Annotated in this window: 27 protein-coding genes; 16 read left to right on the top strand and 11 right to left on the bottom strand. The window is 60.3% G+C overall.

Annotation, left to right across the window (positions count from 1 at the left end; genetic code table 11):
* The 5 genes from CFBP6623_RS19605 to accB are packed head-to-tail and all read right to left on the bottom strand — an operon-like array spanning nt 1 to nt 3,995.
* Nucleotides 1–999: a biotin-dependent carboxyltransferase family protein gene (locus CFBP6623_RS19605; protein ID WP_046799031.1), complete on the bottom strand. Its 999-nt coding sequence runs from the start codon at nt 997–999 to the stop codon at nt 1–3.
* Complete coding sequence (pxpB, locus tag CFBP6623_RS19600) at nt 996–1,709, bottom strand: 5-oxoprolinase subunit PxpB (RefSeq protein ID WP_046799030.1); 714 nt, start codon at nt 1,707–1,709, stop codon at nt 996–998. Before pxpB ends, CFBP6623_RS19605 begins: the two co-directional genes overlap by 4 nt.
* Nucleotides 1,706–2,146, bottom strand: coding sequence for an acetyl-CoA carboxylase biotin carboxyl carrier protein (locus CFBP6623_RS19595; RefSeq protein ID WP_046799029.1), 441 nt, complete (start codon nt 2,144–2,146; stop codon nt 1,706–1,708). Before CFBP6623_RS19595 ends, pxpB begins: the two co-directional genes overlap by 4 nt.
* Nucleotides 2,143–3,534, bottom strand: coding sequence for an acetyl-CoA carboxylase biotin carboxylase subunit (gene accC / locus CFBP6623_RS19590; protein WP_046799028.1), 1,392 nt, complete (start codon nt 3,532–3,534; stop codon nt 2,143–2,145). Before accC ends, CFBP6623_RS19595 begins: the two co-directional genes overlap by 4 nt.
* Nucleotides 3,531–3,995, bottom strand: a complete 465-nt coding sequence (gene accB, locus CFBP6623_RS19585; protein ID WP_046799027.1) for an acetyl-CoA carboxylase biotin carboxyl carrier protein — start codon at nt 3,993–3,995, stop codon at nt 3,531–3,533. The genes accC and accB overlap by 4 nt, the downstream gene beginning before the upstream one ends.
* 194 nt (nt 3,996–4,189) lie before the next feature.
* Here accB and CFBP6623_RS19580 point away from each other — a divergent pair, with 194 nt between their 5' ends.
* Complete coding sequence (locus tag CFBP6623_RS19580) at nt 4,190–5,116, top strand: DMT family transporter (protein WP_062653029.1); 927 nt, start codon at nt 4,190–4,192, stop codon at nt 5,114–5,116.
* On the opposite strand, the gene CFBP6623_RS19575 is transcribed toward CFBP6623_RS19580, so the two are convergent.
* A complete protein-coding gene (locus tag CFBP6623_RS19575; protein ID WP_062653031.1) occupies nt 5,085–6,014 on the bottom strand; it encodes a DMT family transporter in 930 nt (309 codons plus the stop codon). The two genes, CFBP6623_RS19580 and CFBP6623_RS19575, sit on opposite strands and share 32 nt — an antisense overlap.
* Before the next feature lie 198 nt (nt 6,015–6,212).
* On the opposite strand from CFBP6623_RS19575, the gene CFBP6623_RS19570 reads away from it, so the two are divergent.
* The 15 genes from CFBP6623_RS19570 to CFBP6623_RS19500 all read left to right on the top strand — a co-directional run bounded on the left by CFBP6623_RS19570 (nt 6,213) and on the right by CFBP6623_RS19500 (nt 19,657).
* Nucleotides 6,213–7,100 carry a LysR family transcriptional regulator gene (locus tag CFBP6623_RS19570; protein WP_080842862.1) on the top strand — a complete coding sequence of 296 codons (888 nt, stop codon included), beginning with the start codon at nt 6,213–6,215 and terminating at the stop codon, nt 7,098–7,100.
* Between the two features lie 94 nt (nt 7,101–7,194).
* The gene (locus CFBP6623_RS19565) at nt 7,195–8,148 is read left to right on the top strand and encodes a tripartite tricarboxylate transporter substrate binding protein (RefSeq protein ID WP_046799024.1); all 954 of its coding nucleotides are present in this window, start codon (nt 7,195–7,197) and stop codon (nt 8,146–8,148) included.
* A gap of 97 nt (nt 8,149–8,245) precedes the next feature.
* Nucleotides 8,246–8,914: a 4-carboxy-4-hydroxy-2-oxoadipate aldolase/oxaloacetate decarboxylase gene (locus tag CFBP6623_RS19560; RefSeq protein WP_046799023.1), complete on the top strand. Its 669-nt coding sequence runs from the start codon at nt 8,246–8,248 to the stop codon at nt 8,912–8,914.
* Nucleotides 8,915–8,986: 72 nt separating this feature from the next.
* Nucleotides 8,987–9,439 carry a tripartite tricarboxylate transporter TctB family protein gene (locus CFBP6623_RS19555; RefSeq protein ID WP_046799022.1) on the top strand — a complete coding sequence of 151 codons (453 nt, stop codon included), beginning with the start codon at nt 8,987–8,989 and terminating at the stop codon, nt 9,437–9,439.
* Nucleotides 9,436–10,947, top strand: a complete 1,512-nt coding sequence (locus CFBP6623_RS19550; protein ID WP_046799021.1) for a tripartite tricarboxylate transporter permease — start codon at nt 9,436–9,438, stop codon at nt 10,945–10,947. The genes CFBP6623_RS19555 and CFBP6623_RS19550 overlap by 4 nt, the downstream gene beginning before the upstream one ends.
* Nucleotides 10,948–10,989: 42 nt before the next feature.
* The gene (denD, locus tag CFBP6623_RS19545) at nt 10,990–11,976 is read left to right on the top strand and encodes a D-erythronate dehydrogenase (protein ID WP_046799020.1); all 987 of its coding nucleotides are present in this window, start codon (nt 10,990–10,992) and stop codon (nt 11,974–11,976) included.
* Entirely contained in the window at nt 11,973–12,728 is a 756-nt protein-coding gene (locus CFBP6623_RS19540) for an SDR family oxidoreductase (protein ID WP_046799019.1), read from the top strand. The genes denD and CFBP6623_RS19540 overlap by 4 nt, the downstream gene beginning before the upstream one ends.
* A gap of 9 nt (nt 12,729–12,737) precedes the next feature.
* On the top strand, nt 12,738–13,673 hold the full coding sequence (locus CFBP6623_RS19535; RefSeq protein WP_046799018.1) for a 2-hydroxyacid dehydrogenase: 936 nt from the start codon (nt 12,738–12,740) through the stop codon (nt 13,671–13,673).
* Between the two features lie 173 nt (nt 13,674–13,846).
* Entirely contained in the window at nt 13,847–14,635 is a 789-nt protein-coding gene (locus tag CFBP6623_RS19530; protein WP_046799017.1) for an SDR family oxidoreductase, read from the top strand.
* On the top strand, nt 14,632–15,339 hold the full coding sequence (locus CFBP6623_RS19525) for an amino acid ABC transporter permease (protein ID WP_046799016.1): 708 nt from the start codon (nt 14,632–14,634) through the stop codon (nt 15,337–15,339). The genes CFBP6623_RS19530 and CFBP6623_RS19525 overlap by 4 nt, the downstream gene beginning before the upstream one ends.
* Nucleotides 15,336–16,097: an amino acid ABC transporter permease gene (locus tag CFBP6623_RS19520; protein WP_046799015.1), complete on the top strand. Its 762-nt coding sequence runs from the start codon at nt 15,336–15,338 to the stop codon at nt 16,095–16,097. The genes CFBP6623_RS19525 and CFBP6623_RS19520 overlap by 4 nt, the downstream gene beginning before the upstream one ends.
* Nucleotides 16,094–16,861 (top strand): amino acid ABC transporter ATP-binding protein, encoded by a 768-nt coding sequence (locus tag CFBP6623_RS19515; protein WP_046799014.1) that lies wholly within the window; start codon nt 16,094–16,096, stop codon nt 16,859–16,861. The genes CFBP6623_RS19520 and CFBP6623_RS19515 overlap by 4 nt, the downstream gene beginning before the upstream one ends.
* A gap of 95 nt (nt 16,862–16,956) precedes the next feature.
* The gene (locus CFBP6623_RS19510; RefSeq protein WP_046799013.1) at nt 16,957–17,793 is read left to right on the top strand and encodes an ABC transporter substrate-binding protein; all 837 of its coding nucleotides are present in this window, start codon (nt 16,957–16,959) and stop codon (nt 17,791–17,793) included.
* 92 nt (nt 17,794–17,885) lie between these two features.
* Entirely contained in the window at nt 17,886–18,560 is a 675-nt protein-coding gene (locus CFBP6623_RS19505; protein ID WP_046799012.1) for a 4-carboxy-4-hydroxy-2-oxoadipate aldolase/oxaloacetate decarboxylase, read from the top strand.
* A 65-nt stretch (nt 18,561–18,625) separates the two neighbouring features.
* Entirely contained in the window at nt 18,626–19,657 is a 1,032-nt protein-coding gene (locus CFBP6623_RS19500) for an L-idonate 5-dehydrogenase (RefSeq protein ID WP_046799011.1), read from the top strand.
* Nucleotides 19,658–19,726: 69 nt separating this feature from the next.
* Here the strand turns inward: CFBP6623_RS19500 and CFBP6623_RS19495 are convergent, their stop codons facing one another.
* The 5 genes from CFBP6623_RS19495 to ctlX all read right to left on the bottom strand — a co-directional run bounded on the left by CFBP6623_RS19495 (nt 19,727) and on the right by ctlX (nt 23,998).
* Nucleotides 19,727–20,503, bottom strand: coding sequence for an amino acid ABC transporter ATP-binding protein (locus CFBP6623_RS19495; RefSeq protein ID WP_046799010.1), 777 nt, complete (start codon nt 20,501–20,503; stop codon nt 19,727–19,729).
* Nucleotides 20,500–21,153, bottom strand: coding sequence for an amino acid ABC transporter permease (locus tag CFBP6623_RS19490; RefSeq protein WP_046799009.1), 654 nt, complete (start codon nt 21,151–21,153; stop codon nt 20,500–20,502). Before CFBP6623_RS19490 ends, CFBP6623_RS19495 begins: the two co-directional genes overlap by 4 nt.
* Nucleotides 21,154–21,163: 10 nt before the next feature.
* Entirely contained in the window at nt 21,164–21,811 is a 648-nt protein-coding gene (locus tag CFBP6623_RS19485; protein ID WP_046799008.1) for an amino acid ABC transporter permease, read from the bottom strand.
* 81 nt (nt 21,812–21,892) lie between these two features.
* Nucleotides 21,893–22,669, bottom strand: coding sequence for an ABC transporter substrate-binding protein (locus tag CFBP6623_RS19480; protein WP_046799007.1), 777 nt, complete (start codon nt 22,667–22,669; stop codon nt 21,893–21,895).
* Between the two features lie 405 nt (nt 22,670–23,074).
* Complete coding sequence (gene ctlX / locus CFBP6623_RS19475; RefSeq protein WP_046799410.1) at nt 23,075–23,998, bottom strand: citrulline utilization hydrolase CtlX; 924 nt, start codon at nt 23,996–23,998, stop codon at nt 23,075–23,077.
* Between the last annotated feature and the right edge of the window lie 10 nt (nt 23,999–24,008).

Here is a 24,008-nt window from a genome sequence, read left to right as displayed (position 1 = left end):
CTATCGTTTTGCGAGCGTGCCGAGTGCGGCGGTGACCAGTGGCAGGGTCTTGCGGATATCTGCGAAATAGGCGTCGATTGCCTGCTCGACCTCCAGCGCCTCGCGCACTGTTGCCTGCACGAAACGGATGCGGCTGCCGATGCGCGCCTGTCCGAGCCGCCAAAGATCGCTGTCGATGATACCAGCCATCTTGGGATAACCGCCGGCGGTGTTGGCGTCGCTCATCTGGATGATCGGCTCGCCGCCCGGCGGTACCTGAACCACACCCGGTATGACGCCATAGGAGCGCAGTTCCACGGGAGCCGAAAGCATAAGTGGCGTGCCGGCAAGCCGGTAGCCGGTGCGGTCGCTCTGCGAGGTGATTTTCCAGGCTTCGGACCAGAAACGTTCCGCACCTTCGCCGAAAAGATCATGTTCGGCGGCGGGAATGGCGCGCAGCAGCAATTCGCCATTGTCGGACACTGGAAACATGTCCGGCATCGCCTCGGCAAGCGGCATGACGCCGAGGCCGCTTGCCGGCGGCGCCGGCGGCTCGGATGGCAGAACGGACAGCCTGTCGCCGGTGGTGAGGTGGCGTCCCTCATGGCCACCGAAGGAGCCGCGAAGCGAGGTGCTGCGTGATCCCATCACCACAGGAACATCGACGCCGCCCTGAAGGCAGAGATAGGCGCGCGCATTCTTAAGCGGCGTCGAAAATTCGAGGATCTGACCCTTTTCTGCCCGCGCGCACCAGTAAGGCGGCAGATCAGTACCATTGAGCCGTGCGGCGCAATCCGCACCGGTTACGGCGAAGGTCAGCGCTTCTTCGAATTCGATGCGGAACGGAAAGGTCTGGATTTCAATCGCAGCGGCATCCTCGCCGTTACCGGCGAGAATATTGCCGACCCTGAGCGCAATCGGGTCCATCGCGCCCGTGGCGGTGATGCCGATATTGCGATAACCGGCGCGGCCGAGATCCTGCACGGTGTTCAGCGGTCCGCAGGCAAGAATATGGATCATAGTTCGATCCTTTCGGGAAGGAAGCGAACCCGGTCGCCGGGCGCCAGCACAGCCGGTTGCTCGGCTGTGGCGTCGAACATGGTGATTTCGGTGAAGCCCAGCGAATTCCAGCCATTCGGCCCGGTCAGAACCGAGATGCCGGACTGCATGCCGCCGATCGTCACCATGCCCTTCAACATGCGAAGCGACGGGACTTTCTTGCGCGGCATGAAAATGCGCGGATCAAGGCCGCCGAGATAACCAAAGCCCGGCGCACTACCGACGGCGAAAACCGTATAGGTCCGCTCGAAATGCAGGCGCACGACTTCCTTGTCCGGCAGGCCGGAATAATCGCAGATCGCCGCAAGGTCGATGGCGTGTTCACCGCCATAGGTCGTCGGCACCTCGATGGTCTTGCCCAGAAGATCGAGTTCCGCAGTCGTTTGCCAGATGTCGAGAAGCTCATCCTGCAAACGCCCGGCGTCTTCAGGCGTGCTGCGCAGCACGATCAGCAGGTTGGTCATGCCGGGTATGAGTTCCAGCACCTCGGGGCGGTCCTTCAATGCGCGTGTCAGCGCCCAGATGCGCCGCTGGGCGGGCAGGTCCAGTTCGCCGGGCGCTTCGATCAGAAACGTCTTGTTGCCGATCATCGAGATTTTCGGCAGGCCCAGATGGGCGGGGGTGAGGTGGGGCGTTTTCAGCGGGAGGTTGCTCATCGACGTCACCATCATGTTTCGGTCTTGAGAAGGGTGGAGCCATAGCCGACAAGCGCACCGGCTTCCGTCACGATTTCGCTGACGGTGCCGGCTTTTTCGGCGATGACCGGAACAAGCACGTTTCCGGCCGCGATAAATGCGACGATCTCGCCTTTCACCACGGATTGTCCGGCCTGAACTACCCGGTCGGGGCGCTGCGGATGTGCGGGTGTGAAGATGCCGGCCATCGGTGCACGGGCAAGAATATCCCCCGCCTTTACCGGTGCTTTGGCCGCTTCAATGGGCCGCTGTGCGACAGGGGCCTGACCGCCTGCCATGGCGACGATCTTCAACGATCCATCCGGCGTCTCTATTTCAATGGCGGAGACGTTGTTGCGTTCGAGGTGAGCGGCAAGATCGGCAATCGTGCCGGGCTCGCTGTAGCGGGATATGGAAACAGGCTGTCGCTTCACTTTGCACTCCGCGCTGCAAGCCAATGCTCGAGGTAATGAATATCCGTGCCGCCTTCGGAAAAGGCCGGATCCTGCAATATTTCCCGATGCAGCGGCAGGTTGGTGGAAACGCCTTCGATGCGCATTTCGCCAAGTGCACGCCGCATGCGCAGGATCGCCTGCTCGCGGGTCGGCGCATGGACGATGAGCTTGGCGATCAGCGAATCGTAATGAGCCGAAACCCGATAACCCGCCGTCACATGCGTATCGACGCGAACGCCGGGGCCACCCGGCAGGTGAAGGGCCGTGATCAGGCCGGGGCAGGGAATGAAGTTGTAAGGGTCTTCGGCATTGATGCGGCATTCGATTGAATGTCCCTCGCAGACGATATCCTCCTGCGAAATTTCCAGCGGATGGCCGAGAGCGACGAGAAGCTGCTGGCGCACCAGATCCACGCCCGAGGTCATTTCCGTGACCGGATGTTCGACCTGCAGGCGGGTGTTCATCTCGATGAAATAGAATTCGCCATTCTCGTAGAGAAACTCAAAGGTGCCGACGCCGCGATAACCGATCTGGCGGCAGGCTTCGACGCAGCGATTGCCGACGAAAGCCGCGACATCAGGCGGGATGCCGATGGCCGGGCCCTCTTCGACGACCTTCTGGTGGCGGCGCTGCATGGAGCAGTCGCGCAGCCCCACCCAGACCCCGCCGCCCTGACCATCGCAGAGAACCTGAATTTCGACATGGCGCGGATGTTCGAGAAATTTCTCGATATAGAGTTCCGGTGTCCCGAAGGCCCGGCTCGCTTCTTCACGCGTGACGAGAACGGCATCCTGAAGGGCGGAGGCTTCGCGCACGACACGCATGCCGCGCCCGCCGCCGCCGCCGGCCGCCTTGACGATGACGGGATAACCGATTTCGGCGGCGATTTTCGAAACCTCCGCCATATCATCCGGCAGGGCGGAATCGGGTCCGGGAACGCAGGGCACACCGGCCTCCATCATCGCCCGCTTCGCCGCGATCTTGTCACCCATGGTGCGGATGGCGTCGGCGTGCGGGCCGATGAAGACCGCCCCTGCCGCCTCCACGGCTTCCGAAAAAGATGCTCTTTCGGACAGAAATCCATAACCGGGGTGAACCGCGCCAGCGCCGGTCAGCTCCATCGCAAGCAGTATGGCCGGCGCGTTGAGATAGCTCTGGCCGGGCGATGCCGGGCCGATGCAGATGGCGGTATCGGCAGCCTTCAGATAGTCGGCATCCCTATCGGCTTCCGAATAGATCATGACCGTCTTCAGGCCGAGTTCACGGCAGGCGCGCTGCACCCGCAAGGCAATCTCGCCGCGATTGGCGATCAGCACGCTGTCGAATGCTCTTGGCTCAGCCACCTTTGGGAGTGTCGCATCCATCATTCGAACTCCAGCACCGGCTGTCCGAGTTCGACGTCTTCGCCGTCATTGGCGATAAATCTGGCGATCCTGCCGCTTCGTTCGGCCCTCACGGTGTTGAACACTTTCATCGCCTCGATGATGAAGAGTTCCTGTCCTTGCCTGACCTCGTCGCCGGCTTCGGCGAAAGGCGCCGCACCCGGGCTCGGGGCGCGATGGAAAAGACCGAATGACGGTGCTGCAACGACGCCGGATAGTGCCGGTGCGGCTGCGACGGATGCCGGTGCCTGCTCTCTGGCGCGGGGTGTCTCGGATGCCGTTTCCGTCACCGGAACGGGCCGGGCCTGCGATGATGGTGCGTGCGGCGAAACGGCATTGTTTTCGCGGATGATCCGGACCGTGGTTCCCTCCTGGCTCACGGTCAATTCGGATACTCGCGAAGAGCCGACGAACTCGATCAGTTTCTTGATCTTTTCCAGATCCATATTGGTTTCCAACGTCTTTTTTGTTCCCACGGTGGCGGGCAGGCGGAGCGGAATCCGCACCCTGTCCATCAGCAATAGCTACCATGGAGGCGGGATTGATGGGGTCAGACGAAGTTCCTATGGACACGGGTTTGAGGTTTGATATCCCGCCGCGGCGTGGTGAAACGGTTCGAAGACGTCCGAAGGAACGAACCATGGATTCCCGCAAAGGCATTCTCCTCAAAATATCCGCAGCGCTCGCTCTGGTGCTGATGGGCGCCTGCATCAGCGGCTTGAAGGGCGAGATACCCATCGGGCAAGTGGTCTTCTTCAGGTCGGCGGTGGCCATGCTGCCGCTCTGCCTGTGGATGGCCGTGCAGGGAGGATTTCGGCAACAGGTTGCGACCAGTCACATTGGCGGCCATCTGGTGCGGAGTTTTTCCGGTACCGGCGGCATGGTCTTCAGCTATCTGGCGCTCGCCTACATTCCGCTGGCCGACGCAACGGCCATCAGCTACGCGACACCACTCTTCACCGTCATTCTGGCGGTGCTGCTTCTCAAGGAAGTCGTGAGGATTTACCGCTGGACGGCGGTGGTCGTCGGGCTCTGCGGAATCGTGCTTATCCTGTCGCCGCATTTTTCCTTCGATGTTTCGGATGTCACTTCCGGTTCCGGCGTCGCCATGCTCGGCGGCCTGTTTGGTCTGGCCGCGGCTTTTTTCTCTGCCATATCGATGATCCAGATCCGGCATCTGACGCAGACGGAAAATACCGGCGCAATCATCTTCTATTTTACCCTGCTCACAACCGTCATTGGTTTCGCGAGCATCGGCATGGGCTGGAAAATGCCGACCGCGTGGCAATGGACCCTGCTGATCGGCACCGGTCTCATTGGCGGAACCGCGCAGATATTGGTAACGCTCAGCCTGCGTTATGCGGAGGCCTCGCTGCTGGCGCCGTTCGATTATACGACGATGGTCTGGGCGCTGTTGATTGGCTATGCCTTCATGGATCAGCTTCCGGCCCTGACGACCATTCTGGGGGCTTCTATCGTGGTTGCCGCCGGCTTGTTCACGTTGTGGCGGGAAAGGCGGCTGCACAAAAGGCGCGTCACGGAACAGTTGACGCTGTCGGCTCCCTGATGGACCGTTTTGCCAGCCGGTTTTCGCGCCACATGGCGAACAGTCCGGCGGCGATGACCGTCAGCGCGCCGACGATGGTCGCACCCGTCGGCACCTCGGCCATGAAGAGATAACCGAGGGCGATCGCCCAGATCATCGTCGTGTAATCGAAGGGCGCCAGCAGCGATGCCTGGGCGTGGCGCAGGCTGAGCGTCATGGTGATCTGGCCGATGCCGCCGGCGAGGCCCCCGCCGGCAAGCAGCAGGAACTGGTGAAAATCCGGCATCTTCCATCCAAATCCGAGCGTGGCGAGGCCGGCCACCACACCCGTCAGCGTATAGATGAGCACGATGCGCGACGGCTTTTCGATGCTGTTCAGATGGCGGACGGCGATGGAGGAAAAGGCCGCGCAAAGCGCACCGGTCAACGCCAGTGCGGTTCCGATCATTGCGACCCTGTCGATTTGGGCGGGGCCTGAGGCGGCATCGAAGATCAGTTTCGGCGAGAGCGTGATGAAGACACCGATGAAACCGGTCAGCACGGCGGACCAGCGGTATATCCTCACTTTTTCGCCAAGTAGCAGCGCTGCCAGCATGATGGTGAAAAGCGGTGTCGTGTAGCTCAGCACCGTGACATTCACCAGCGGCAGATAGGCGAGCGCCAGAAAGCCGAAGAACATGCCGCCAAGCCCGGCCGAGCTTCCGGCAAGCAGGCGGCCTATATTCTTCGTGGCGGGCACGGTTATCCGCTCGGACGAGGCGACGAACCAGAGACAGAGGGGAACGAGCGCAAAAAATCCCCGGCAGAAGACGACTTCGCCGACCGGGATCGCCCCGTCCAAACCCTTCACACAGGCGGACATGACTGTGAATGCCAGCATGGCCGTCAGCTTGAGCAAAATTCCGGTCTTAGGATCCATCCCGCTCCCCATCGCAGCCGAGACCGTGTCATGGGGAAGAAGCGGAGAAAAGCCTTGGCTGGCTGTCATAAGAATCTTGTCTTACCCCATCACTTGGCCCATTGCCCACCTTTCGCGGAAAAGGGCTTTTTGCCCTAGGTCATGGCGGCGATTTGGTGTCATGATCACCTCTCGAACTGGCGGGAGGTTTAAGCGGGGATGTTGGATTTGCGCAGGCTGCGATATCTGGTCGCGATTGCCGATTGCGGCTCCATGTCGGCGGCGGCGCGGCAATTGGGCATCGTCCAGCCGGCGCTCAGCCACCACATCACGGAACTGGAAAGGCTGGTGGGGTTTCCCGTGCTGCACCGGCTGGCGCGCGGGGTGAAGGCGACGGAAAAGGGTGAAATCCTGCTTTCCCATGCGCGGGAGATTACCGAGAAGGTCAGGCAGGCGGAGGCGGAAATCCGGGCCATGGCCTATCTGGATGAGCGGGTGATCAGGCTGAGCCTCATTCCCTCCTGGGCGACCGCCTTTGCGCCAAGCATCATCAGCGAGGTTGCCGCTTCGATGCCCAAGGTTTCGTTGCGGCTGATAGAGGCGCGCAATGACGAATCCCTGCGGCTCATCCGTCTCGGCAAGGTGGATATGGCCGTTGCGCTTGTCGGTGCGGAGGAAAAGGCAGACGATCTTATCGTCAAGGAGAGCCTGTTTGCCGTGTCATCAAGGCCACTCGGCAGGGCGATGCCGCTTGAGGGGGCCGCAAAGCTCGACCTTATTCTGCCGCCAAAGGACAATCCGCTGCGCGTATCGATAGACGAGGCTGCCGCCCGTGCCGGCATTACACTGAACGTCACTATGGAAATTGACGGGCAGGATACGATCAAACGCGCCGTCAGCGCTGGTATCGGTGCGACGATCCTGTCATGGAATTCGGTGCAGCAGGAGCAGGAGGCTGGCCAGCTTCAGGCCGCGCATATAACCGATCCGGTTATCTATCGCTCCATCCATCTGCTGAAGGGCAGGGAGGTGGACGAGCGCACCTTCAGGCTGTTTCGAGACCTGTTGCGGTCGGTCGCAAGGCGTGAGCCTTCGCTCAACCCATAAAAGATTTGTATGGGTAATTTGAAAACTCGGTATTTGTGTTGTTGATGGCTTCTTCCTAGCCTCCCCGGTGAAAGCGTATCGGGGAGGAAAAGATATGCGTTTGAAGACATCTCTGTTTTTTGTGCTGGCGGCTGCGGGAATGCTGGCTGCAGGAGGGGCAGCGGCGGAATATCCGGAGCGGCCGGTCACATTGGTCATCGGTTATCCGGCCGGCGGTGGCACCGATATCCAGTCGCGGGCGCTGGTGCCGTACCTCGAAAAATATCTCGGCACATCGGTCGTGGTGGAAAACCGCGAAGGTGCCGGCGGGTTGATAGGCGCGACCTATATCGCCAATGCCAAGCCTGACGGTTACACCATCGGCGCGCTGAATTTCCCGTCCATGTATTCGCCGATCGTGCAGGGCAATGCCAGCTACAAGGAAGATGCCTTCACGCCGCTCGCCAACCAGATCGGCGGCGATCTGGCGCTGACCGTCAATAAGGCGTCGCCGATCAAGACCGCCAAGGAATTTGCCGAGGCGGCCAAGGCGAACCCGGTCGTCGTCGGCGTGACGGGCATCGGCCATCCGAGCCAGATCACCGCCCTGCTGTTTGAAGACGCAGCGGGCGTGAAGCTCAATTTTGTGCCCTTCAACGGTGGCGGACCGGCAAGGCTCGCCATGCTTGGCAACCACGTTACGCTCGGTTTCATGAACCTCAACGAGGTCTTTGCCGACAACCGTTCGGGCGCGCTGCGTGTGCTCGCGACCTCCGGTGCAGAGCGTTCGCCGCTCTCGCCTGATGCGCCGACCTTCAAGGAAGCCGGCTACAATGTTCAGTTCAGTCTGCTTGCCGGTTTCGGTGCGCCTAAAGGCCTGCCAGCGGATGTGGAGGCAAAGTTGGTCGATGCCTTCCAGAAGGCGCTGAAGGACCCGGATTATCTTGCCGACGCCAAGAAGCGCGAACTGACGACGCTGCCGCTGACCCAGGCCGAATTTGCCGAGGCTCTCAAGAAGGGCAACGCCAATCTGGCCGAGCTCTGGAAAAGCAAGCCCTGGACAAAATAAGCGGCCGGCAACGACCGCTTTCTCTCACCTAAACCAAAATGACGCTTGGGCCTGCGTTTGGCCCGGGCATGACCCACTATTGAAAGGAATCCGGCCAATGGCCCATGTCATCCGCAATTTCCAGCGTCCTTCAAAGGCCGATGTCGAGGCGATCAGCAAGTTCAGCCCCGCGACAATTCACGAGGCGCAGGGCAAGCTCGGTGCTCTCGATTATCGCATCAAGCCGATCAAGCCGGGCCTGAAAATCTGTGGTCCTGCGATCACCGCGAAATGCCATATCGGCGACAATCTGATGATTTTTGAAGCCATCAATCTGGCAAAGCCCGGTGATGTGCTGGTCATAGATGGCGGCGACAATCCCAATCAGGGCGGCTTTGGCGATGTGCTGGCCGCCGCCTGCATCGGCAAGGGCATTGTCGGCTTTGTGGTCAGCGCCGCCGTGCGTGATGGCAAGGGTCTGCGCGAGATCGGTTTCCCGGTGTTCTCGCTCGGGCTTTGCATGAAGGGCACCTCCAAGGACACGCTCGGTACCATCAACCATCCGGTCGTGGTGGGCGGCGAATTGATCAGCCCCGGCGATATCGTCTGCGGCGATGATGATGGCGTCGTCGTCGTTCGCGAGAAGGATATCCCGAAACTCGTCAAGGCCTGCCAGGAGCGTGACGACCACGAGAACCACATGATGGAACTGCACCGGCAGGGCAAGATGGATATCGAGGATCGTTACGACATGATGCGCTCAAAGGGATGTGTCTGGGCCGATTGAGCCAGTGATTAAACGTTGGATACGCCGTGTCGGGAGGCACGGCGTATTCCTCAATGAGGAGGGGAGATAATCATGGCCGAACACGGCTCGAAACTGACGGCGAATATTCTGTCGGGGGCCTTCTTTCTGGCGGCTGCCGCCGGGCTTTATTACGGCGCGCGGCCGCTGAGCATGGGCACCAATTTCCAGCCCGGGCCCGGCTATATGCCGACGGTCATCGCGGCCTTGATGTTTGCACTGGGTATCGCGCTGCTTTTGCAGGATTTGCTGGGAAAGACACCGTCCGAAGCCTGGGTGACGCCGAAAATGCGTCCGTTTCTGGCGGTGGCCGGCATTGCCGGCTTTGCGCTGCTGATCGAGCCACTAGGCTTCATCGCCGCCGCCTTCGTGCTGATCGTGCTCGCCTGCATCGCTTATGGCAGGATCCGGCCGATTGAGGTTCTGCTGCTTTCCGCCGTGCTCATCCTCGCCTGCATCCTCATTTTCGTTGTGGGCCTCGGACAGAGGATACCGTTGCTGCCATGACCGATCTTCTCTCCAATATCGTCCTCGGTTTCGGCGTGGCAGTCACGCCCGTCAATCTTTTCTATTGCCTGCTGGGTGTCACGCTCGGCACGATGATCGGCATCCTGCCGGGCATTGGCCCTTCCGCCACCGTCGCACTGCTTCTGCCCATCACCTATACGATGCCCGATACGGCGGCGCTGATCATGCTTGCGGGCATTTTCTACGGTGCGCAATATGGCGGTTCGACCACGGCGATCCTCGTCAATCTGCCTGGCGAATCCTCATCCGTTGTCACCTGCATCGATGGTTATGCCATGGCTCGTCAGGGAAGGGCGGGTGTGGCATTGGCCACGGCGGCGCTCGGGTCATTTTTTGCAGGCACTGTGGCGACCGTGCTGATCGTTGTTGTCGCAAAGCCGCTTTCCGCCGTCGCGCTTGCCTTCGGGCCGGCTGATTATTTCAGTCTGGTGATCTTCGGGCTGCTGTTTGCCGTGTTTCTGTCCAGCGGATCGCCGGTCAAGGCGGTCGGCATGGTCGCCTTCGGTATCGCGCTCAGCCTCGTCGGCATTGATCCGACATCCGGTGAGCAGCGTTTCACCTTCGGCATGGCGGAACTGTTCGACGGTATCGATTTCGTGGTGCTGGCCATCGGGCTGCTCGGCGTCAGCGAAATTCTCTTCAATCTGCAGCAGGGCGTGGAGCGGGATGCAGGTGCGGCAAAGACCGGATCGCTGATGCCGACGCGGGAGGATTTCAAACAGGCTTTCCCCGCTGTGTTGCGCGGCACCGCACTCGGCTCCTTCCTCGGCGTGCTCCCCGGTGGTGGTGCGATCATGAGTTCGTTTGCGAGCTATGCGCTGGAGCGCAAGATCGCCAAAGATCCATCCCGGTTCGGCAAGGGTGCGATCGAAGGGTTGGCCGGGCCGGAAAGCGCCAACAATGCCGGCGCGCAGACCTCCTTCATCCCGCTTCTGACGCTCGGTATTCCCGCCAACGGCCTGATGGCGCTGATGGTCGGTGCAATGATGATCCAGGGTATTACACCGGGACCGGAAGTCATGCAGTCGCGGCCCGATCTCTTCTGGGGGCTGATCGCCAGCATGTGGGTGGGCAATCTTCTGCTCCTGGTGCTGAACCTGCCGCTCATCGGCATCTGGGTTCGCCTTCTCGGCATTCCCTACCGCTTCTTGTGCCCCGCCATTCTGATGTTCTGCGCCATCGGCGCCTATGGCCTGTCTTACAGCATCGTCGATGTTCTGTTCTGCGCAGTCTTTGGCATTGTCGGCTTCTTCCTGCGCAAGATCGGCTGCGAACCCGCGCCTCTGGTTTTGGGCTTCGTCCTCGGTCCGCTTCTGGAACAGAACATGCGCCTCGGGCTGCTGATTTCGCAGGGCGATTTTTCGACATTCGTCTCTCACCCAATCAGCGCCACCCTGCTCGCTTTGTCCGGCATGGTCGTCATCATGATGGCGATGCCGGCGATCATGCGCCGTCGCGAGGTGGTGTTTCAGGGTGACGACGACTGACATTCAATCGAGCCGGCGCGGCCGGCCAAACAAAGGTGAAATATGCATATTCTGATAATCGGCGCGGCGGGAATGATCGGCCGCAAATTGATGCAACGTCTCGCTTCTGACGGAGCGCTTGGCGGTGTGAAGATCACCGAAATGACGCTGACGGATGTTTTCGAGCCGGTTGCGCCGAAAGGCTTTGGCGGCACACTGACCGTCGAGCGTAGCGATCTGTCGAATGCCGGCGTCGCCGAAAAGCTGATCGCCAGGCGACCGGATGTGATCTTCAACCTCGCCGCCGTGGTTTCGGGCGAGGCGGAGGCCGATTTCGAGAAAGGCTATCGCATTAATCTCGATGGCGGACGTTCGTTGTTCGAAGCCATCCGTCTGGAGCATCAAAAGGATGGATACCGGCCGCGCGTAGTGTTCTGCTCGTCGCTCGCCGTGTTCGGCTCGCCATTCCCCAAGGTGATCGGCGACGAGTTCCTGCCGGCACCGCTGACCAGCTACGGCACGCAGAAGGCGATCGTGGAGCTGTTGCTTGCGGATTATAGCCGTCGCGGTTTCTTCGATGGCGTCAGCATCCGCCTGCCCACCATCTGCATCCGCCCCGGCAAGCCGAATGCGGCCGCCTCCGGCTTCTTCTCCAATATCCTGCGCGAACCGCTGGTGGGCCAGGAAGCGGTGCTGCCCGTTGCAGATACCGTGCGCCACTGGTTCGCCAGCCCGCGCTCGGCTGTCGCCTTCCTGCTGCGCGCCGCGAGTGTCGATCTCTCCGGGCTTGGCGTTCGCCGCAATCTCATCATGCCGGGGCTTTCTGCCACGGTGGCCGATGAAATCGAGGCCCTGCGCGCCTTTGCCGGGGAAAAGGCTGTGGCGCTTATCAAACGCGTTCCCGACGAGCGGATCATCCGGATCGTCGATGGCTGGGCCGAGGATTACGATCCGCAACTGGCGCTGTCGCTCGGCTTCAGGGCGGAAACGTCCTTTGCCGAAATCATTCAGGCGCATGTGGAAGATGAGCTGGAGGGGAAAGCAGCATGAGTGATGGAAAGATCGCGCTCGTCACGGGCGGAGGAACAGGAGTCGGCAAGGCGATTGCCAAAGCGCTCCTGGACGATGGTTACAGCGTCGCGATCACCGGGCGACGGGGGGAGGTTCTGGACGCCGCTGTCGGCGAATGGCGCGAACATCGAGACCGCGTTCTGGCCGTCGCGGCCGATATTTCCGTTCCGGCCGATGTCGAACGGCTGTTTGCGGAGGTCACCGGCCGTTTCGGCCGTCTCGACCTTCTGGTCAACAATGCCGGCATGTCGGCGCCGGCTGTCCATATCGAAGACGTGCCGTTCGAAACCTGGAACGCGGTGGTCGGGGCCAATCTTACGGGCGCCTTCCTCTGTACACAGGCGGCATTTCGCCAGATGAAGGCGCAGTCGCCGCAGGGTGGGCGCATCATCAATAATGGCTCGATTTCGGCCACCACGCCGCGGCCGCGTTCGGCGCCTTATACCGCGACCAAACACGCGATTACCGGCCTTACCAAGTCGGCCGCGCTGGATGGCCGGGCATTCAACATTGCCTGCGGGCAGATCGATATCGGCAATGCCAGCACCGAAATGACGCGCGCCATGGCCACCGGCGTGCTGCAGGCGGATGGCAGCACCGCCATCGAACCCACCATCGATGCGAGTATCGTCGCCAGGGCCGTGGTGCATATGGCCTCGCTGCCGCTGGAAGCGAATGTACTCACCATGACGGTGATGGCGAGCGGCATGCCTTTCGTCGGTCGCGGCTAAGGAGCGCGCATGAAGCCAGATCTTCTGCAAACCTACCCGCTTCAGCCACAGATAGAAGCCGAACTGCAAAAGCGCTTCCGGGTCCATCGCTGGCACGAAATATCCGACAAGCAGGCGTTTTTGCAGGCGGAGGCGGCGTCGATAAAGGCTGTCGTCACCGGCGGCCATATCGGTGTCGCCCCTGATCTCGCCGCCTGCCTGCCGGCTCTCGAAATCGTCGCCATCAACGGCGTCGGTTTCGACAAGGTCGATCTCGATCAGGCCCGCGCGCGCGGCTTCAGGGTGACGAACACGCCGGACGTGCTGACCGAGGACGTCGCCGATCTCGCCATTGGACTTTCCATCATGCTGCTGCGCCAACTCGTCAATGCGGATCACCATGTCCGCTCTGGCGCATGGAAAAGAGACGAGATGCCGCTCGGCAACAAGGCGTCGCGCCGGCGTTACGGCATTTACGGGCTCGGCCGCATAGGCCGTGCCATCGCGGCGCGGCTGGAAGCCTTTAATGCGGAAATTTCCTATTTCAGTCGGCAAAAACAGGATGTGGCCCATGAATATCATCCGACGGCGGTGTCGCTCGCGCGTGCCTGTGACGTCTTGATTGTCGCGGCTGCGGCGACGCCGGAGACGAAACATGCCATCAACCGCCAGGTGCTGGAGGCGCTGGGGCCGGATGGGGTTCTAGTCAATGTCGCCAGGGGGTCGCTGGTGGATGAAAAGGCGCTGGTCGATATTCTCGTGGCGGGTGGGTTGAAAGGTGCGGCGCTCGATGTCTTCGAGAACGAACCGCATGTTCCCGAGGCACTCTTCGGCATGCGCAATGTGGTTCTCGCCCCGCATATCGGCGCTGCGACCCATGAGACGCGGCTGGAAATGGGCGCTCTGGTTCTCGCCAATCTGGATGCGCATTTTGCGGGGAAAGATTTGCCGACGCCGGTCGTCTAGGCGGTTCGGGTGGTGACGGGGCAGGTGTGCCCTTTCGCCAGCCGGACTGACGCAGTGCCGAAAGTAGCGTTCGCATCCGTCATCCATACAAGTTGCTTATTACTCCAAAAAAAATCGGTCTTAGGCAAGCGATGAAAGCTTCACTAATGTTTGCTCAACGATAGGGGACAAACATGCCATTCTCAGACTACAAGACCGCACTCGTAACCGGCGCATCTTCCGGAATTGGCGCCGCCGTCGTTGAGCGCCTTTGCCGCGAAGGGCTGGAAGTGCATGCGGTTGCCAGAAGCGCGGACGCTCTCAACAAGCTGGCGAAGCGCACGGGCTGCTTTGCCCATGCCATCGATGTGACGGACCGGCCGGCGCTTGCAAAGCTGACGAGCGAAGTTGCGTTCGATGTCCTCGTGAACAATGCCGGCGTCGACCGCCCGAAGAAATTTCTGGAAGCGGATGAGAGCGATATCGATCTCCTGATCGACGTGAACCTGCGTGCCGTGCTGCATCTGTGCCGCATGGTGGTGCCGGGCATGGTGGCGCGTGATCGCGGTCATGTCATCAACATCTCCTCCATTGCCGGCAATTACAATTTCGGCGGTAATTCCACCTATCACGCCAGCAAGGCCGGCGTGGCGATGCTGTCCAACCAGCTGCGCATCGATGCTTTCGGCAAGCGCGTGCGGGTGACGGAAATCTGCCCCGGTCGCGTCGCGACTGATATTTTCAATCATGTGCATGGCGATGATCCGAGCATTCGCGAACGTTTCATCGATGGTTTCGAGTTGCCGCAGGCGTCCGATATCGCCGATGCGATTGCGTTTGCCATCGCCGCACCCGTGGCCATGAATATCGGCCACATGGAAATCACCCCGACGCTTCAGGTCATGGGCGGGCTGCAGACGGCCAAGCCCCAAACCGCCGAATATCAGGCAGCTGCGGGCGGTTCCGGAGGAAAACTCGCGTGAGCGGTTTTGACCTCTGGGCAATTCTGAGCAATACAGATTACGTCTCGATGCTTTTGCATGGCATCCAGATGACGTTCATCATCTATGCCGGCTCGTGGCTTCTCGCTATGTCGCTGGCCATCGTGCTTCTCGCCGTCCGCCTGTCGCCCTTCCGCTTCGGCGATCCGCTGGTGGCGGCCTATGTTTCCTATCACCGGAACGTTCCGACGCTGGTGCAGCTGATGCTCTGGTATTTCGGCGTCTTCACGCTGTTGCCGAGCGGGCTGGCCAGCTGGCTTTCCAGCCATAATGCGGAAGCGATCTTCGCCATTATCGGCCTCGGCCTCTGTCAGGCCGCCTATTTCAGCGAAGATCTGCGTTCCGGCGTTCGCTCCATCAATCCCGGCCAGATGGAAGCGGCGCGTGCGCTCGGGCATAGCTATGTCTCGGCCATGCGTTTCGTCATCATGCCACAGGGCGTTCGCAACGCGCTGCCGCCGCTGATCAATCACAGCACTTCGCTGTTCAAGAACAGCAGTCTCGGCGTTCTGATCGGCGCGCCCGAACTCACCCATGCGGTCAAGGAAGTCGAGAATCTGAGTTTCCGGACGTTTGAGGTCTATCTGGTCGCCACCGTGCTTTATCTGTTCTTCTCGCTGCTGATCATGGGTCTCGGAGCCTATATCTCCATGCGTGCCGATCCACTGCGGAGGGCACGGGCATGATCCACGACATGATCGCAATCATCAAGGATTACTGGCTGCTTCTCCTGATCGGCCAATATCCCAACGGGCCGCTCGGTGGCCTTGCCAACACGCTCATCCTCTCAGCGCTCAGCATCGCGCTAGCCTTTCCCGTCAGCATTCTGATGGCGCTGGCGCGGCTGTCGAAATGGCGGCTCTTGCGCTGGCCGGTCACCGCCGTGGTGTATTTCACCCGTGGCGTGCCGCTGCTGCTGCTCATTCTCTGGAGCTATTTTCTCGTTCCGTTGTGGACCGGGGCGGATGTGCCGAGCTTCGTTACCATGCTGGCGACGCTCGTCATTTATCAGGGTGCTTTCATGAGCGAGGTTGTCCGCGCCGGCATCGTGTCGCTTGGAGCGGGGCAGATGGATGCGGCGCGTGCGCTGGGGCACGGATATTTCAGCGCGATGCGCTATATCATCCTCCCGCAGGCGCTCTACAACATGATCCCGAGCCTGATCTCGACATTCGTGTCCACCATCAAGGATACGACGCTCGGCTACGTCATCAATGTGCCTGATCTGACCTTTGCGGCGAACCAGGTGAACAACCAGCTTTTGACCCAGCCTTTCCAGGTCTTCCTCATTCTGGCGCTGGTTTATTACATCATCTGCTGGTCGCTGACCCATGTCGCCAATCTTCTCGAGCGGCGTATCGCCCGCCGGCGGGCTGGCCCGCGTGGCAAGCTTGCCGCAGACACGGCCCCGGCCCCCGCCAATATCGTTACGGAGCAGCTATGACCGCGCCAGTTTCCGCCACTCAAGATCCCTACACCATCACGCTCTCGCAGGTCTGCAAAAGCTATGGCGATTATCAGGTGCTCAAGGATGTCAACGAAAACGTCACCCGTGGCGAAGTCGTTGTCATCTGCGGGCCATCGGGTTCCGGCAAGTCCACCCTCATCCGCACGATCAACCGTCTGGAGGAGATCAGCAGCGGCTCGATCATGCTCGATGGCAGGAACATCCATGCCCAGATGCGCGCAAAGGAGCTGAATGCGCTGCGCAGCCGGGTGGGTTTCGTCTTCCAGAGCTTCAACCTCTTCCCGCATCTTTCGGTGGTGGAGAACGTCTCCATGTCGCCGATCCGGGTGAAGGGTGTTTCTCCGGCCGTCGCCCATGACAAGGCGCTGAAGCTTCTCGATCGCGTCGGCCTTGCCGACAAGGCCAATTCCTATCCCGCACAGCTTTCCGGCGGCCAGCAGCAGCGCGTCGCGATCGCGCGGGCGCTCGCCATGGAGCCGCCGGTCATGCTGTTCGATGAGCCGACCTCAGCGCTCGATCCGGAAATGGTGGGTGAGGTGCTCGCCGTCATGAAGAGCCTCGCAGCCGAAGGCATGACCATGCTCTGCGTCACCCATGAAATGGGCTTTGCCCGTGAAGTGGCCGACCGCATCTGGTTCATCGACGCCGGGCGCATTCTCGAGACGGCTAAGCCGGACGAGTTTTTCAAAAATCCGCAACATCCCCGTGCCCAGCGTTTTCTCGCTGATCTCAGGCACTAGGGCGGGATGGCGAAAAGTGTGAGCGGTTTTCGCCTGAAATCCCGCTCAGGACCGAACTATCAACCCAAACCTCTATAATAACAGGGAGAACTGAAATGAACTGGAAGTGCATTACTCTTACCGTCGCTTTGACGACCTCGGCTGCCATCATGCCGGCCAAGGCCGACCAGCTCGACACGATCATTGCGAACAAGACGCTGCGCTGCGCGACATTCGCCGACGTACCGCCTTTTGCCTCGCCGGATCCGAAGACACGTGAAATGGCCGGCTTCGATGTTGATCTGTGCGGCGCCATCGCCAAGGAACTCGGCGTCAAGGCCGAGGTCAAGCCGGTTTCCGTCGAAGCGCGCGTTCCGGAAGTCAAGCTCGGCCGCGTCGATCTCTCGGTCGCCAACCTCGCCTATACCCAGAGCCGTGCCGAGCAGATCCAGTTCAGCGATCCTTATTATTTGGCTAAGGAAATGCTGATCGTTCCGGTCGATGACCCCGGCACCAAGAAGTCTGACTTCGTCGGTCAGCGCATCGCGTCCAGCAAGGGCTCGACGTCGGAACTCTCGGTCAAGCTCAACAAGTCCGAGCCGCTGACATTCCAGGATACGGCGTCGGCCTATCTCGCCGTCCAGCAGGGCAAGGCGCGCGGCATCGTTGGCAACACCATGACGATGACCAAGTTCGTCAATGAATCCAAGACCAAGGGCAAGCAGATGCGCATGATCGAAGAGCCGATGCTCTTCCAGCCCATCGGCATCGGCATGGCCAAGGACAACCCGGCGCTGACCGCCAAGATCAACGAAATCCTGCGCAAGCTCGATGCGGATGGCGAGATCAACCGCATCTGGGACAAGTGGCTTGGCCCGAACACCGAATACAAGATGACACGCACCGACAAGGTCGTGCCTCTGTCCGAACTGAAGTTCGACCCGATCCCCTGAGCTTCGGCTCAGCCTCGGTCAAATTTTCCAACTCTTCAACACTATCGGTCGGCGAGACGCTCTCGCCGACAGCTTCAACGTGGGAGGTTTTCATGATCCACATTAAAGATATAGCGCAGCGTCCGGCCAAGGCCGATGTCGAAGCCCTTGCCAAATTCTCTCCTGCGACCATCCATGAGGCGCAGGGGCGTCGCGGCGCATTGTCTTCGCGGCTGAAGCCGGTCGATTATCGCATGAAGCTCTGCGGCCCGGCCTTCACGGTCAAATGCGCGCCGCGCGACAACATCATGCTGCAACTTGCCATCAACTATGCCAAGCCGGGCGACATCATCGTCGTTTCCGCCGGCGAATATGAGGAAGCCGGCTCGTTCGGCGACGTTCTCGCCAATGCCTGCCTCGCAAAGGGTATCGGTGGTCTGGTGACGGATACCGGCGTGCGCGACACGCTGCAACTGCGGGACCTCGGCTTCCCGGTCTTTTCGCTCAGCGTCTGCATCAAGGGCACGGTCAAGGAGACCATTGCCGCGGTCAACGACCAGGTGATCGTCGGCGGCGAAATTATCAATCCAGGCGATATCATCGTCGGTGATGCCGATGGTCTTGTCGTCGTCAGGCGCGAGGAAGCGCAGGAAGCGGCCAAGCTTTCGCAGGCCCGCGAAGATGCCGAGGCCGGTTACATCGAAGCCTACAAGCAGGGCAAGTCGGTGATCGAGGTCAGCAAGCTCGAGCCGGTTCTGAAAGCCAAGGGCCTCGTTGTCGATATCTGAGAAAAATCCGAGGAAAGGCCTGGCGGCAACAGCCGCCGAGCAAAACCCTCATGGGAGGAGAGACTATGAAAGCGGTTGTCATCCACGCGGCCAAGGATCTGCGGATCGAGGAACGGGAGACCGAGCAGCCCGGCCCGGGGCAGGTCGAGGTTGCTATCGAAGCGGGTGGCATCTGCGGCTCCGACCTGCATTATTACAATCACGGCGGCTTCGGCACGGTGCGCGTGCGGGAGCCGATGATCCTCGGCCATGAGGTGGCCGGTACCATCAAGGCTCTGGGAGAGGGTGTCTCCGGTCTCGCCGTTGGCGACCGGGTTGCCGTATCGCCGAGCCGGCCCTGCAACCATTGCGAATTTTGCCTGAAGGGCCAGCAGAACCAGTGCCTGAACATGCGCTTTTATGGCTCCGCCATGCCCATGCCGCATATTCAGGGCGCGTTTCGTCAGCGTCTCGTCGCCGAGGCGTATCAGTGCCACAAGGTGCGGGACGGTATCTCCATTCATGAAGCGGCCATGGCGGAACCTTTCGCGGTAACGCTGCATGGCGTCAACCGCGCCGGCGCACTAACGGACAAACGTGTTCTGGTCACCGGCTGTGGGCCGATCGGGGCGCTTGCCATCATCGCCGCCCGCGCCCATGGCGCCCGGGAAATCGTCGCGACCGATGTCATGGATGCGGTTCTGCAAAAGGCGCTCGCCATTGGGGCCGACCGCGTCATCAATGTCGCGAGCGACCCGGATGCGCTCTCCGCTTATTCGGTGAACAAGGGTTATTTCGATGTGCAGTTCGAGGCGTCCGGCAATGAAAGGGCTGTCCGGTCAGGTCTCGAAGCGCTGAAACCCCGCTCCACCGTGGTTCAACTCGGCCTTGGCGGCGATGTTTCCATTCCACAGAATATGGTGGTTGCCAAGGAAATCGAGATGAAAGGCACCTTCCGTTTCCATGAGGAATTCGGACTTGCCGTCGATTTCATCAACCAACGCCGTGTCGATCTGACACCTCTGCTGACCGGAACTTTCCCATTGGAAGAGGCAGTCACGGCATTTGAAACCGCCGGTGACAGGAGCAAATCCATGAAGGTTCAGCTCGCCTTTTAATTTTGTCGGCGTGGCCAGGCCTTGAGAACACAGGCGCAATAGCTTGCGCCTGTGGTTTTGCTCGGACGCTCAATTGTTCAAATAGGTCTTGAGGAAGCTGCGCGTCCTCTCCTGCTGCGGCCGGACGAAGATTTCGGATGGTGGGCCTTCCTCCACCACCAGCCCCTTGTCCATGAACACTACGCGGTCGGCGACTTCCGCGGCGAAGCGCATTTCATGGGTCACGATCAGCATGGTCATATGCTCGCGCGCCAATTGTTTCATGACCTGGTTGACCTCTTCCACCAGTTCCGGGTCGAGAGCGGAGGTTGCCTCGTCAAACAACATGACTTTCGGCCGCATGGCGAGCGCGCGGGCAATCGCAACCCGCTGTTTCTGGCCGCCGGAGAGCATGGAAGGATAAGCGGCCGCCTTGGCATCCAGCCCCACCTTGGCCAGCAGCGAAAGGGCAAGCTCTGTCGCCGCGCTTTTGGTCATGTTCTTGAGCGTGATCGGCCCCAGTGTGATGTTTTCCAGCACGCTGAGATGCGGGAACAGGTTGAAGTGTTGGAAGACCATGCCCATGTCCTGCCGCACGGCATTGATGTGGCGTTCAAAAGCGCGGCCCGTGAGCGGCTGATTGACCTGCAGGCCTTCGAGGTAGATTTCTCCCGAGTTGACCGTTTCCAGATGGTTGATGGAGCGCAGTAGCGTGCTCTTGCCGGAGCCGCTCGGCCCGATGATCGCGACGATCTGGCCCTTTGCTACCGAAAGATTGATGTTCTTGAGAACTTCGAGGTCGCCATAGGACTTTGCGACATTGCGCACGTCCACGGTGGGCTGGACCATCGGCTGGGAATTGCTCATCGGATAAACTCCATTTTCTTGTCGGTCCTGCGCAATGCGAATTCCAGCGTCAGATTGATCGCGTAGTAGATCGCGGCGGCGACGAGATAGAATTCGAAGGGGCGATAGGTTTCGCTGATTGCCTGCTGGGAGGCGAGAACCAGTTCGGAAACGCCGAGAACCGAAACCACGGCGGTGTCCTTCAGCATGGCGATCATGTTGTTGCCGATTTGCGGCAGCGCGCGGACCACGGCCTGCGGCACGATGATGTAACGCAGCGTCTGCACCTTGCTGAAACCGATGCTGCGGGCGCCCTCCGTCTGGCCGTTATCGATGCCGAGGATGCAGACACGGATGATATCGGCATTGTAGATGGCGAAATGCAGTCCGAGGCCGATGATGCCGGTCCATATTGCCGGAATGTTCACCCCAATCTGGGAAAGGCCGTAGTAGATGAAATAGAGCTGCAGTAGCAGCGGCGTTCCCATGAGCACCCAACTGACGAAACGTACGGGATATTGGGCGATACGCGGTGCATAAAGCGTGGCGAGCGCGATGAGCACGCCGCCGGCAAAGCTGATGACGGCGGCGCTTGCGGCGATGATGACCGTCCACAGCGCGCCGGTGAGGATCGCAGCGGCAAAGGGCGGAACGATGGTGAAATCCAGCATGGAATACCTCCTATTTCAGCGCAAAACGGGCATCGAGCGCGTCGATCAGACGGGCAAGCAGATAGACCAGCACCATGTATATGGCTGCCGAGACGGCGAAGATTTCAAAGGGACGATAGGTCGAGCCGATGAAGCGTTGGGCGGTATAGGTCAGTTCCACGACCGAGATGGCGGAGACCAGCGAAGAGCCCTTGAGCAGCATGATCGTATTGACGCCGATGGAACGGATCATCAAGCGGCCGGCTTGCGGCAACACCACGAGCCGCATTGTTTGCCCGCGGGCGAAACCGATCGACCGGGCCGCTTCCGTTTGCCCCTTGTCGACGGTCAGGATCGCACCGCGCATGGCTTCGGCAAGATAGGCACCGACATTGATGCCGAGGCCGATCGCGCCGGCAGTGAAGGGGTCGAGATCGATACCGATCTGCGGGCCACCGTAATAGAGGATGAAAAGCTGCAGCAGGCAGGGCGTCCCGCGAAAAACGCTGACATAGGCGCTCCCGACAAAGCGCAGAAGCTTCGACCGGGCAAGGCGCGCCGCTGTTGCGAGCGTGGCGAGGACGAGGCCGAGCGCCAGAGCGAGTATGGTGATTTCAAGCGTGACGAGCGCGGCTTCCAGAAAAAATGGAAACACCTGCGTCATTAAGGAGAAGCCCATTGTGCCTCCTCTCGAACTGAGAAAGGAAAGGGAAGGTCCACGGAGGGAACCTTCCTTCCACGGTTTGCATCGGGGCGGCTGTCAGCGAATGTCGCGGCCGACCCATTTCATCGAAATCTTTTCGTAGGTGCCGTCGGCGCGCATGTCTTCCAGCGCCTTCTGGATCACCTCCTTGAGTTCGCCGCTGTTCTTGCGCAACGCAATGCCGATACTGTCGCCGTTTCCGGCATCGGGAATGGCGATTTCCCGTACATTCTGCCCGCTGCTTTTCGAGGCCACGAGAACGGGAATGGAATCGGCGGCGATGGCGTCGATGCGGCCGGCCTGGAGGTCGAGCAGCGCTTCCGACAGAGCTTTGTATGTCCGCACGGTCCAGTCGCCGCGCTGGCGCGCCCACTTGTCACTGACTTCACCGAGGGTGACGCCGACGCTCTTGTCCTTCAGGTCATCGAGGGATTTTGCCGGGGATGTCTCGGGGACGAAGACGGCCCTGCCGCTATGGTAATAGGGGCCGGCGAAGGCGACGGCCTTTTCGCGTTCCGGCGTGATGGTCATGGATCCCACGACTGCTTCGTATTTGCCGGAAATCAGGCCGGCGATGATGCCGTCCCATGCCGTCGTCACCACAACCGGCTTCACGCCAAGGCGCTTTGCCAGTTCATTGCCGATATCGACATCGAAGCCGACGACTTCGTTCTTGTCGTTGACGAAGCTGAAGGGTGGAAAGCTGCCGCTCATGGCGAAGCTGAAAGTGCCGCGTTCCCTGACCTTGGCCAGATCGTCGGCGGAGGCCGGCAAGGCCGATGCCAGCGCCGCGACGGCCAGCCCGGCAAGAGCTATTTTCTTGAGGATCGACATGGGAAAACTCCGTATAAAAAGCGTGCAGCCATCTGGCTGCGGACAGCGGAACGCGCTGCACGAAGGTGAAAAACAACGGGGAATATATGTTGAGGAAACGCCCTTTTGCTGTCGCGGATCATAGAGACGGCACGGGGCTTCTTCTGGCGACGAACGTCAGAACATGAGCAGTGATTTCTTTATTTTTATCTTCATGAGGAAGGCCCTCCCAAGCCTTTGGATGACGAGAGATGCGCTGGCGGCCCAGATGAAAGGACCGCCGCTGCATCGATAAAAAACAGTCTAGCGAAGTTGAACGGCTATAAAAAATGGCATTTCAGCGCATTTTCTGCAGGCATTTTGAGCGATTTGTATAGTCGCATTGGTGAAATCGACATTCGCTCAAAATCCCGGCCTGAGATCCCATCATCGTGGTGTCAGGTGAATGCCGGCAAGCGTGCAGCGAACTGAACCGCCGGCTTTCTCGACGGTCGGTATGTCAAGCGCGACTGGAACGGCGCTTTCGCGGATCGTGTCCCTCTGCGCCGCGGTGAGCGAAGCGTAAGCGGTGTTGGAAAGGGCGAGGATGCGCCCGTCCCGCCCCTGCAACTCCAGCGCGTTGCCGGCGAAGCCGCGGATCTGGGCATTGGTGAGCGCGATGACCCGTCGTCCCGATCGTTCGAGGCGGGCGACGATTTCCGCGCGCCGGCCTTCGTCGGCGATCATGTCGAGGCCGATCATTGCGTAATCCGTGCCGATGCACATCAGGACATTGGTGTGGTAGACCGGCACGCCCGCCTCATCACGGGCATCGAACACCATCGGCTCGAAGTTGAAATGCGTCGAGAAGCGCTCGAGCGCGATCGGGTCGGTGCGGTCGGACCGCACGGCATAAGCGACACGGTCGATATGATCGAGAACCATGGCGCCCGTGCCTTCCAGAAAAAGACCGTCCGGTTCCAGGCCGGAATAATCGATGATGTCCTGAACGCGATAGCGGCTCTTCAACATCTCGATGACATCGTGCCGACGCTCGCGCCTGCGGCTTTCGGCCTTCATCGGATAAATTGCGACATGGCCGCCGGCATGGGTGGAAAACCAGTTGTTGGGAAAGACGGAATCGGGTGTTTGTGTGCCTTCGTCTTCAAATAGATGCACCGTCACGCCATGGCTTTCCAGTGTCTGTGCCGCTCGGGTGATTTCCGCATGGGCGATGGCGCTGAAGTCCTCGCCGCTGTCGGGTGTTGCCTGAAACCGGTTGTCAGCGGCGGTCTCTGTATTGACCGTGAAATGATGCGGACGCACCATGACGACGGCGGCCGGCGCCTGAATGGAATAGTTTTTTTTCATCATTCTGCTC

This window comes from Agrobacterium tumefaciens, from assembly GCF_005221385.1.
GTDB classification, from domain to species: Bacteria; Pseudomonadota; Alphaproteobacteria; order Rhizobiales; family Rhizobiaceae; genus Agrobacterium; species Agrobacterium tomkonis.
Note: the sequence above shows the minus strand (reverse complement) of the source record. Positions and strands in the feature narration are given on the sequence as shown.